Here is a 9,299-nt window from a genome sequence, read left to right on the forward strand (position 1 = left end):
ATCGTAGGGGTTGACCAGCGCAAAGGAGTGCAGCCATGACCGTTCTCGATGCCCCACGGGGGCTCCACAACGTCGTTGTCACCACCACATCGATCGGAGATGTTCGCGGCGACGAAGGTTTCTATCACTACCGCCAGTACTCGGCGATCGACATCGCGCTGCACCTGACCTTCGAGGACGCATGGTTCCTCATGGTCGAAGAACGATTGCCGGACGATTCCGAGCGCGCCGAATTCCTGCGCAAGGTGGCACCGCTGCGAATATTGCCGGAGGCCGTCGCAGCTGCGGTGAGAAAGGTGGCGCAATCGGGTCCCGAGCAACCCCTCTTTGCGTTGCGGACGGTGTTGTCGGGATTGGCAGGCGCAGTTCCCCTCTACGAGTCGTCGGAATCGGACAAGCGTGTGACCGCGCTACGTCTGTGCGCGATGACGCCGACCATTCTGGCTGCCGTACACAGGATTCGGACCGGCAAAGAACCCGTGGAACCGCGCGAGGATCTGACCACCGCGCAGAACTGGTTGTTCATGATCACCGGACAGGTGCCCGACGCCGATCGTGCCCGAGCGATCGATCGATATCTCACCGCCACGATCGATCACGGGTTCAACGCGTCGACGTTCACTGCGCGAGTTGTGGCGTCGACAGGTTCGGACATCGCATCCGCAGTGTGTGCTGCCATCGGTGCCTTCGCTGGTCCGTTGCACGGAGGTGCCCCGGATCGCGCTCTCGACGGGCTGGACGAGATCGCCGACGTCGATTCCGCGGACGCCTGGGCGCGAGCGAAAATCTCTGCAGGCGAACGCATCATGGGCTTCGGGCACCCGGTGTACCGAACCGACGATCCCCGATCGGTGATGCTGCGCGAAACTGCGCAGGAGTTGGGCGGGGAGCTCATCGACAAGGCTGTTCAGGTCGAGAAGGTCATCACCGCTGCGCTCGCCGATCTGAAACCGGATCGAAAGCTGTACGCCAACGTGGAGTACTACGCCGGTGTCGTGATGGAGCTCTGCGGAATTCCTCGGTCGATGTTCACGCCCACCTTCGCCTGCAGTCGGATGGTCGGGTGGTGTGCCAACATCGTCGAGCAGTCACATGACAGCAAGATCATTCGCCCGATCGCTCGCTACGACGGCCCAGTGCCTTCGGCAGTGGTGCGGTCGAGTGCCACCCAGGGCACCTGATCACGCCACTGCGGCGGAGCCGCATCACGGTGTGCCATCATGATCATGCGCCGGTGCGCGCAGCGGCGGTGGGGCTCGCCGTAACCGAACCTCGGTCCTCGGACCGACAACAGTCCCTGTCTCGGCACTCGTATGTCCGCAGATAGGGAGCAGGTTGATGAACAATTTCCACGAGACGCACGGCGCTACCGCCGATGGGTCCCTGCCGGTCGACCCCGACAGCCCGGCCCCTTCCCGCCCAGTGCATGCCCAACCAGCCGCTATTGCGGCCGTAGCCCTCGGCGGCCTGGTAGGCACCGGTGTTCGATACGCGGCCGAGACCGCGTATCCGCCCAATTCGGGTCCGTTCCCTTTCACCACTCTCGTCATCAACCTCACCGGAGCTTTCGTCCTCGGGATGCTGTTGGAGCGTCTTGCGCTCTCCGGCCCTGACGAGGGCTGGCGACGCCGAATCCGATTGTGTATCGGCACCGGGGTACTCGGCTCGTACACCACCTACAGCTCCTTTGCTCTCGAGACCGTGGAACTGCTGCAAGATCACCGGGTGTTGGCGGCCGCGTTGTACATGACCGTCAGTGTGGTCGTCGGTACGTTCGCAGCCGGGGCAGGCATAGTTCTCGCGCAACGGTTCGGTGCCCACACGGAGGACAAGCGATGATCGCACTGTGGGTCGTTCTCGCCGGAAGTGCCGGGGCAGTGAGCAGATTCGTGCTCGACGGCGTCATCCGAACGCGACTGAAGACCGAATTCCCCTACGCCACAGTGCTGATCAACGTCACCGGATCGGCCGTACTCGGCATCGTGGCGGGGTTGGTGATGTTTCGGTCTGCACCTGAGCAGGTGCAGGCAATTATCGGTGTCGGGTTCTGCGGTGGTTTCACCACTTTCAGCACCGCAAGTGTGGAGACCATCCGCCTGCTCGAACGCCGCCGCTACGGGCTCGCCGCGTCCAACGCCATCGGCACGGCGCTCGCCACCACTGCGGTCGTCGGTGTCGCGATGATCGCGACGGCGTACATCTGATGAGGGCGCATGTTCGTTCTGCAGTGCACGATTCGAGGAGGCAATGATGTCCGGTTCAGACCACCACCGACGCAGCGCGGTAGAGCACATCGACGGACCGGACGGTGGTCCCCATACCCACAAGTGCCCGCTGGTGGTCGTTTACGACGGCGGCGACATCTCGCATCACGCACTGACGTGGTCGCTGCAGTTCGCATCGGGGATCGGAGGATCGGTGCATGTCGTACACGTGATCGACCTAGCCGACACACCCGTCGACCCCGACTCGGAGACGTACGAAGAGGACACCGAGGCCCAGGCAGGGCGCGAACGTGAACGTGCAACCGAGGCACTCGACCGAGCCGACGTTCCATGGACCTACGATGCGGTCTACGGAACTCCCGGCGGCGCACTGGAATCATTCGGACGGAAGTACGACGCGTCGATGATTGTCCTGGGTGCGTCCGGCGGCGGTTTCGGTTCGGTACTACGCAGATTGGGCGGCGAGTCCGCAGCCGACAACCTTGTTCGACACTGCGGTCGGCCGGTTCTGACAGTGCCCGCTTGACTCAGCTGAACCGTTTCGGCCCCTGACTCGACGAGCGCGTCCAGATCGTTGTTCGACCCGTGCTGGACCCGAACGGTGGCCTCGATTCACAGTGCTCTATCCGGACTCGGCACCGGCCTTCACGTAGTCTTGATCGATTTCCGAGAGCGAGACAGTCGAGTCACTGATAGGTCCTGAACCAACCTGAGCGAAGGCCGAATGATCACAGACTCTTGATTTTTGCGAACGGGTAGCTGCCCACGAGTACGACGATGAAGACATAGCCCGCCAGACCGAGTAACTCCCACGTCGTTCTGTCGCGTTGGAAGTCGGTGAAGATCCAAAACAGTGGAGCCAGCAGCAAAGTAGCGGCAGCGACGCCGCAGACCACGAATATCCTGTTCGCCCGTGCACGCAGGTGCGGCGTCGTCTTCACTCGGTCCGGCACGTCGCGGCCGTAGTAGTCGACGTGGAGCGCCTTTCCTCGAAAGCCAACTGCGGCGCCGTACGCGAACGCGCAAACTCCGACCATCAGTAGCAGCGCAAGTACGGTGTTCACGTATCACTGCGCCGTTGCAGCTCGACGCGACTTGGCCAGCGATCTGTAGTTGCGAATTGTGTTGACGCACAACCATCCGGTCACGATGGGTGCGAAGAAGCCGAGTGCCAGGCCCTCGCCCATCAGCGAAAACACAACGACTGCGAACCCGATCAGCGTGACAGCCACCGAATCGATCTTTCGACCGATAGACGAACCCGAGGTCGCCACGATGCCCGGAAACCGCGGCGAGTCGACAAGAATCCGTATCGCCGCGACGCATGCAACCAGTCCTGCAACGACCATGAACGCGAACACAATCGTTCCACCCCAACCGATCTCGGCCCAGTTCAACCGCGGCTCGAACAACCCGCGAAAGAAAGCCTCGAGTATCGGGACCGACGCGAAGTAACCCAGATACAGCAACACGATGGGTCCTGCCAGACCTGCAGTCGTCCGCCGATTCGCCATACCGAACGGTATCAAACGGCTCGGCTAGAAGCTCGAAAGCAAATCCTCCGTGATGACGACAGTCGCAAATTCCCCGTGCAGGTTTGTTGCCGTCATTGCCGACAAGGTCGCCGCGGGCACCGTGGTTCCGTCGAGTGCGAGGCGATCGAAGGTGTGTGTGGCGTCGATGACGAAGTAGGCGTCGTAGCCCAGGTTTCCGGCCATGCGTGCTGTCGTTTCGCAACAGTGGTTGGTGGTGATCCCGCAGATCACGACCTGGTCGATGCCCTGTGCACGTAGCCAGGCGTCGAGATCCGGCGTGCCGTAGAAGCTCGAATTGACCCGTTTGCTGATCAGCAAATCCGGAGTTCCTTCGATGACGTCTTTGAACGCATGCCCCGCACCGGTCGGAGACAATGGCGACACAGGGTTGTCGGAGTCGTGTCGAACGAACACGATCGGCCATGCCTTGGATCGCCACGAACGAACGAGGGCAGCAATATTGGTTTCGCACGACGGATTGTCCCGCGGGCCCCAGAATTCGGAATCGTCGAATCCAGCCTGCACGTCGACGACGATCAGAGCAGGCCGTTCGAGACGTATCGGCGGTACGTTCATGCTGTTCAGGCTAACCTCCGAAAGCCGTCGAGACCACAATGCCGGGTGGCCCCTTACCCACCCTCGTTCTCGTTCGATCAGCACACGGTAGTGCACTGTGCGGTGTGCGCCGTACTCCGTGAATTGTACTGAGCTGCACTGTGAACGGGTGGATACCCGGGACGCTGCTCACCACGCGGGAGAAGGACCGGAAAACCGCCGGCCGCGGCACGTGCTCGCCTCGAACGAAAACTACCTACTACCCGGCAACCGATTCACTACTCGATCAGGTCGAATTCCCAGTTGATGCGTTGGATCTCCAGATCCACCAGCCGGATCTGTCTGGCGATATCGTCCGCCGTAGAGCGCAATTCGGCAACCGGAAGGGCTGCGACATACACCAACTCCGACCGCAGCTGTCGCGGACCGTACCGACGCTCCTGTTCACGTCCCGACGCGGCGTCCGCTGCTGCGGAGATCGCCTTGTGACGCATACGCAGCACGTCACGGGACGCGAGTGCGTCGGTGAGGGTTCCGTCCCGCATCGTCGCGGCGCTGTTCGTCCGGTTGATCCTGCGAATGAGGATCTCAAGACGATCGAGCACAGTTGTGTACTCCGACAACAGAATTGCCGCATCTTCGGCCGGTGATTCACCGTCCTGATGGCGGGCGTTCGCCAGAATCCGAACCTTCAGATGTTCGGTGCGCTTGATCAGTTCCCCTCGTTCAGCGAGGGCCTCGGCAAGCTTCATGTTCTGCACCTCGGCGTTTCGATACCGACGGTGATGTGACTACGGGCGCTCATGCGCCTTTCGACGTGTCGAATGAGTTCATGGAACAACAAGTACCACAGTCCGCCTGGATACGGAAGAGCCGGTGCCGATGGCGCAGCTATCCGAGATCGAGAAGAAGTCGCTTCAAAAGGCCTGCAAGTTGGCGTCGCTCATCCGGATTCAACGATTTGAGCAGAGCTTCCTCATTGGCTACGTGAGCGGGTAGCGCGGCATCCACTGCAGCGATCCCGGCCTGCGTCAATTGCACTATGACCACCCGACGATTGGTGGGATCGATCTCGCGTTCGACCAATCCCTTGTCGGTCAACCGATTCAAACGGTGCGTAACGGCACCTGACGTCACCATCGCGCTGTCCAGCAACTGCCCGACGGTGAGGCGATGCGGAGACCCGGCGCGCCGGAGCGTTGCGATGAGATCGAATTCGCCTGGTTGCAAACCGAATTCGGCCAGTACAGCCTGCGTGCGCCTGTCCAGGACGGACGCCGCACGGCTGATACGGCCGATGACCTCCATGGGTCCGACATCCACATCGGGCCGCTCGGCCCGCCACTGCTGGACAATCCGGTCCACTGCGTCGAGTGCCTCGTTCGACATCGAGCCAACCACCCCTCAATACTTCAGCGCTCAATTGTTTGACATTGTGCCACGCCCGTCATACCGTTCAATGCTAGATAGTTCAACGTTAAGACGTTGACTGACAGCGCCCCAGAGATGAGCTCCCGATGCGACCACCTCGCATGCAGACACACCCAACCGATGCTCGACGCCACCGCGCACCCGACGTCGCCCCCTCGACTCTCGGATTGACGGCCGCTGCCGCACTCGCTCCCATCCTCTGGGGCACGACGTACGTGGTGACCACCGAACTCCTTCCCCCCGATCGCCCGATGACCGCCAGCGTGCTGCGCGCGGTTCCCGCCGGGCTCCTTCTGCTGCTCATCGCTCCGGGCGTCCCCGCAAAGGGATGGCGACTGAAGATCGCGACCCTCGGTGTACTCAACATCGGATTGTTCTTTCCGATGCTGTTCGTGGCGGCCTACCGGCTACCCGGTGGAATTGCCGCCGTCGTGGGGTCCGCGCAGCCGCTTGTGATCGTGGCTGTATCGGCGATCTTCGGTTGGGGGCGAACGCGGCCCATCCAAGTTGGATGGGCTGCAATGGCCGTCGTCGGGGTTGCACTGACAGCGGTGTCCGGAACGATCCGACTCGACGCCATCGGCCTCGCCGCCGCAGTGGTCGGAGCCGTCAGCATGGCAATCGGCGTCGCCCTCACCAAGCGCTGGGGTGTGCCACCCGATACCAGCCCACTCAATTCCACTGCGTGGCAACTGATTGTCGGCGGAGTGGTCATCTCGCCACTGATTCCGATCGTCGACAACGGGCCATGGGCACTGGATGCCGAGGCTGCAATCGGCTATGCATGGCTCGCAGTGGTGGGCGGCGCGTTGGCCTACTCACTGTGGTTTCGCGGTGCCCGCGCTCTCCCCAGTGCCAATGTCACACTCCTCGGCGTGCTGAGTCCGCTCACTGCAGCAGTCATCGGATGGATAGTGCTGGGACAGAGCATGACCGGAGTTCAGTGCGTCGGCTTCGGCATCGCGCTCGTGGGTTCGATAGCCGGACAGTTCGTCACGACACACCCACCGCGATCGGTGGCGTTGAGGTACAGAAAAGTCCCGGGCAGGAGTTCGTGAGAACTCCCGCCCGGGACGATTGCGACGCGTGCTTTAGCGAGACAGAAGTTCGTAGACCAGCACACCGGAGAGCGACAGGATGGAGAGGAATCCGAGGACACCGAGTGCGTTCTTCCACCACGTGTTTCGGAGGTCTCCCATCAGTTGGCGGTTGTTGCTCATGACGTAGAGCAAGAAGCCGAGGAATGGGGCCACCAGCACGGTCAGAGCCTGCGCGACGATGATCAGTTGGATCGGCGACGAGGTGAACATGATCGTGATCGCCAAACCGAACGCCAGGATCGCAGCGCAGGTCACCTTCGCCGTAGGGGTGCCGGGCGATGCTCCCCGGCCCAACGCGTCGGAGAGCATGGTTCCTCCGGCGGTGGCATTGGCCACCATCGAGGAGAAGGCCGCTCCCGACAGTCCGAGGGCGAAGATGGTCGAACCGATCGGTCCTGCAATGGGTTCGAATATTTTCGCCAGTCCGACCAAGCTGGTGGCTTCGGCATTCTGGCTCTCGAGTACCGCAGCGGCCACGACGATGACGAGCGCTGTCATGATGCCGGGGGCGACGATGCCGGGAATCGTGTCGGCAATGGAGGTTTGACGGTATTCGCCTCTGGTCCGGCCCCGTTCGTGGATGCCGTACGAGGTGAAGAACGCTGCGTTGAGTGAGAAGTTGGTGCCGACGAGCGCGACGATGAGCAGCAAGCTTCCCGAAGGGGCGCTGGGCATCACGCCGTCGAGAGCCATGTACCAGTCCGGCTTCGCGATGACCGCGCTGATGATGAAGGCCGCACCGAGGAGTCCGACGATGACGAGCAGCACTCGCTCGACTATGCGATAGACGTTGCGAAACAACAGGATCAGCGCCACGAATGCCGTGCAGGCAATCGTCCAGATCAGTGGGGAGCCGCCGAATACCATCGACAGCCCGAGTCCGGATCCGACGGCATTGCCGACCGAGAAGCACAGGGTGATGATGAAGACCCCGAAGCCGGCAGCGACGCCGACGCGGTGCCCGAGGATGTCTTTGACCGAACTGATCAACGACGTCGTCGTCCGTATTCCCAGACGCACGCTCATATCGGCGTACACGAGCATGAATACCGTCGAGAGCACGACGACCCAGATCAACGCGTAGCCGTACTTGCTACCGGCCTCGACCGCACTCGCCAGGTTGCCGGGGCCGAATTGCCAGGCGCCGGCGATGAAGGCGGGACCCGCCATGGCCAGCGTGCTCAGGACTGTCTTCCATCGACTCGACATGGCAGGCGGTCCATCTGCGGTGATGGTGGACGCGGCTGGTGCCACCGGGGTCGTGCGGGGTTGACTCATGACGAGCCTTTCTGGTGACGCTCCGTACTCGCTACTAGAGGCAGTGTGCCCTCGGCTCGACGCGGTGGGGAGCGGATACGAAAAGTACGAGCGAAGGTCGGTGTGCGGCATCGACGGCCGGACGAAGATGGCCACCGATGCCGACCGAGTGATCTGACGCGGTCTGTCCCTGCGAGGGAACTCAGACCAGCGCGGGTACTACCGAACCGAGGTTCGCGGAATCGAGTGCCGCCGCGATCTCTTCGTGAGCGCCTGCGGCCAGTGGCAGCAGCGGCGAGCGGACGGTGGCGTGCTCGAGGATGCCGCGGTGGACCAGGCCTTCCTTGAGCGCGACAGTCCCCTCCATGTGAGATCCGCGGTGATAGACGTTGGCGGTGACGGGCAGCAGACGGTCGTGGATGGCGCGTGCGGCCGGGTAGTCCTTGGCCTTGCCTGCGGCGATGAGCTCGACGAGGGGTTCTGGAGCCAGGCCGCCGTAGCCGACGAGGAGGCCGTCGACGTCGAACATGGTGTGCAACAGGTATTCGTCGTGGCAGCTGAGGATCTGCAGGTCCGGGTTCTCCTTACGCAGAACCGGGATCTCACGGTCCCAGCGGCGCATGTTCCGAACGCCGTTCTTGGTTGCGAAAACGCCCTCCTGAGCGGCAATTTCGAGCTGGGTGTCGAGGTTGTACGTCGCCTTGGTGACATCCGGGTACTGGAACAGGATCAGCGGCAAGCCCGATCCCTCGTACAGTGCGCGGTACCGATCCTGCGGTGCGCCGTCCTGGTAGCCGAAACGCAGCCAACCGTGCGACGGGTACACCAGTCCGGCGGACGCACCGGCGTCGACCGCGCGCTTGGCTTCTTCGACGGATACGGCCGTTCCTTCCCCGGTGATGCCGGCGATGATCGGAAGCTTTCCCTCGACCGAATCGCGGAAGGCACCGATCACCTTGGCTTGCTCGGCCTGGGTGAGGAATGTGCCTTCACCCGCGTGACCGAGGACGACGAGACTCTTGACGCCGTCGACGCTGCCGAGCCAGGACCCGAGGCGCTGGATCGCGTCGTAGTCGACCTCACCATCGCGAGTGAACGGCGTGATCGGTGCTGGGCTGAGTCCGCGGAGATCGAGTGAATTCATGTTGTCGTCCTTCTCGAGAATCTGATGGGAACGTTGTCGGGAACGTTTGCAT

At 62.3% G+C, this 9,299-nt stretch carries 13 protein-coding genes; 6 read left to right on the forward strand and 7 right to left on the reverse strand.

Features of this window, described 5'->3' with window-relative positions; all coding sequences use genetic code 11:
• Nucleotides 1-35: 35 nt before the first annotated feature.
• The 4 genes from QM615_RS14550 (at nucleotide 36) to QM615_RS14565 (ending at nucleotide 2,751) form a co-directional block, all read left to right on the forward strand.
• Nucleotides 36-1,181: a citrate/2-methylcitrate synthase gene (locus tag QM615_RS14550; protein ID WP_283347485.1), complete on the forward strand. Its 1,146-nt coding sequence runs from the start codon at nucleotides 36-38 to the stop codon at nucleotides 1,179-1,181.
• Between the two features lie 157 nt (nucleotides 1,182-1,338).
• Nucleotides 1,339-1,839, forward strand: coding sequence for a fluoride efflux transporter CrcB (crcB, locus tag QM615_RS14555; protein WP_094686964.1), 501 nt, complete (start codon nucleotides 1,339-1,341; stop codon nucleotides 1,837-1,839).
• Nucleotides 1,836-2,204 (forward strand): fluoride efflux transporter CrcB, encoded by a 369-nt coding sequence (gene crcB / locus QM615_RS14560; protein ID WP_269596466.1) that lies wholly within the window; start codon nucleotides 1,836-1,838, stop codon nucleotides 2,202-2,204. The genes crcB (QM615_RS14555) and crcB (QM615_RS14560) overlap by 4 nt, the downstream gene beginning before the upstream one ends.
• A gap of 46 nt (nucleotides 2,205-2,250) precedes the next feature.
• Nucleotides 2,251-2,751: a universal stress protein gene (locus QM615_RS14565; RefSeq protein WP_269596467.1), complete on the forward strand. Its 501-nt coding sequence runs from the start codon at nucleotides 2,251-2,253 to the stop codon at nucleotides 2,749-2,751.
• A gap of 202 nt (nucleotides 2,752-2,953) precedes the next feature.
• Here QM615_RS14565 and QM615_RS14570 read toward each other — a convergent pair whose 3' ends face one another.
• From QM615_RS14570 to QM615_RS14590, 5 genes are all read right to left on the reverse strand, one after another.
• Nucleotides 2,954-3,289, reverse strand: a complete 336-nt coding sequence (locus tag QM615_RS14570; protein ID WP_094670326.1) for a hypothetical protein — start codon at nucleotides 3,287-3,289, stop codon at nucleotides 2,954-2,956.
• Nucleotides 3,290-3,292: 3 nt separating this feature from the next.
• On the reverse strand, nucleotides 3,293-3,739 hold the full coding sequence (locus QM615_RS14575) for a hypothetical protein (RefSeq protein ID WP_269596469.1): 447 nt from the start codon (nucleotides 3,737-3,739) through the stop codon (nucleotides 3,293-3,295).
• Between the two features lie 24 nt (nucleotides 3,740-3,763).
• Nucleotides 3,764-4,336, reverse strand: a complete 573-nt coding sequence (locus QM615_RS14580; protein WP_269596470.1) for a cysteine hydrolase family protein — start codon at nucleotides 4,334-4,336, stop codon at nucleotides 3,764-3,766.
• 257 nt (nucleotides 4,337-4,593) lie between these two features.
• Nucleotides 4,594-5,067: a DIP1984 family protein gene (locus tag QM615_RS14585; protein WP_283347486.1), complete on the reverse strand. Its 474-nt coding sequence runs from the start codon at nucleotides 5,065-5,067 to the stop codon at nucleotides 4,594-4,596.
• Nucleotides 5,068-5,206: 139 nt separating this feature from the next.
• Nucleotides 5,207-5,704: a MarR family winged helix-turn-helix transcriptional regulator gene (locus tag QM615_RS14590; protein ID WP_283347487.1), complete on the reverse strand. Its 498-nt coding sequence runs from the start codon at nucleotides 5,702-5,704 to the stop codon at nucleotides 5,207-5,209.
• A gap of 143 nt (nucleotides 5,705-5,847) precedes the next feature.
• Between QM615_RS14590 and QM615_RS14595 the strand changes: the two genes are divergently transcribed.
• Nucleotides 5,848-6,804: an EamA family transporter gene (locus tag QM615_RS14595; RefSeq protein ID WP_283347488.1), complete on the forward strand. Its 957-nt coding sequence runs from the start codon at nucleotides 5,848-5,850 to the stop codon at nucleotides 6,802-6,804.
• Nucleotides 6,805-6,837: 33 nt separating this feature from the next.
• On the opposite strand, the gene QM615_RS14600 is transcribed toward QM615_RS14595, so the two are convergent.
• Nucleotides 6,838-8,016 (reverse strand): Nramp family divalent metal transporter, encoded by a 1,179-nt coding sequence (locus tag QM615_RS14600; protein WP_394855403.1) that lies wholly within the window; start codon nucleotides 8,014-8,016, stop codon nucleotides 6,838-6,840.
• 106 nt (nucleotides 8,017-8,122) lie between these two features.
• On the opposite strand from QM615_RS14600, the gene QM615_RS14605 reads away from it, so the two are divergent.
• The gene (locus tag QM615_RS14605; protein WP_179276454.1) at nucleotides 8,123-8,281 is read left to right on the forward strand and encodes a hypothetical protein; all 159 of its coding nucleotides are present in this window, start codon (nucleotides 8,123-8,125) and stop codon (nucleotides 8,279-8,281) included.
• 24 nt (nucleotides 8,282-8,305) lie between these two features.
• Here the strand turns inward: QM615_RS14605 and QM615_RS14610 are convergent, their stop codons facing one another.
• On the reverse strand, nucleotides 8,306-9,247 hold the full coding sequence (locus tag QM615_RS14610) for a dihydrodipicolinate synthase family protein (protein ID WP_269596473.1): 942 nt from the start codon (nucleotides 9,245-9,247) through the stop codon (nucleotides 8,306-8,308).
• Between the last annotated feature and the right edge of the window lie 52 nt (nucleotides 9,248-9,299).

Origin of the sequence: Rhodococcus sp. IEGM 1341, assembly GCF_030056895.1 — a bacterium.
In the GTDB taxonomy this organism is placed as follows: Bacteria; Actinomycetota; Actinomycetes; order Mycobacteriales; family Mycobacteriaceae; genus Rhodococcoides.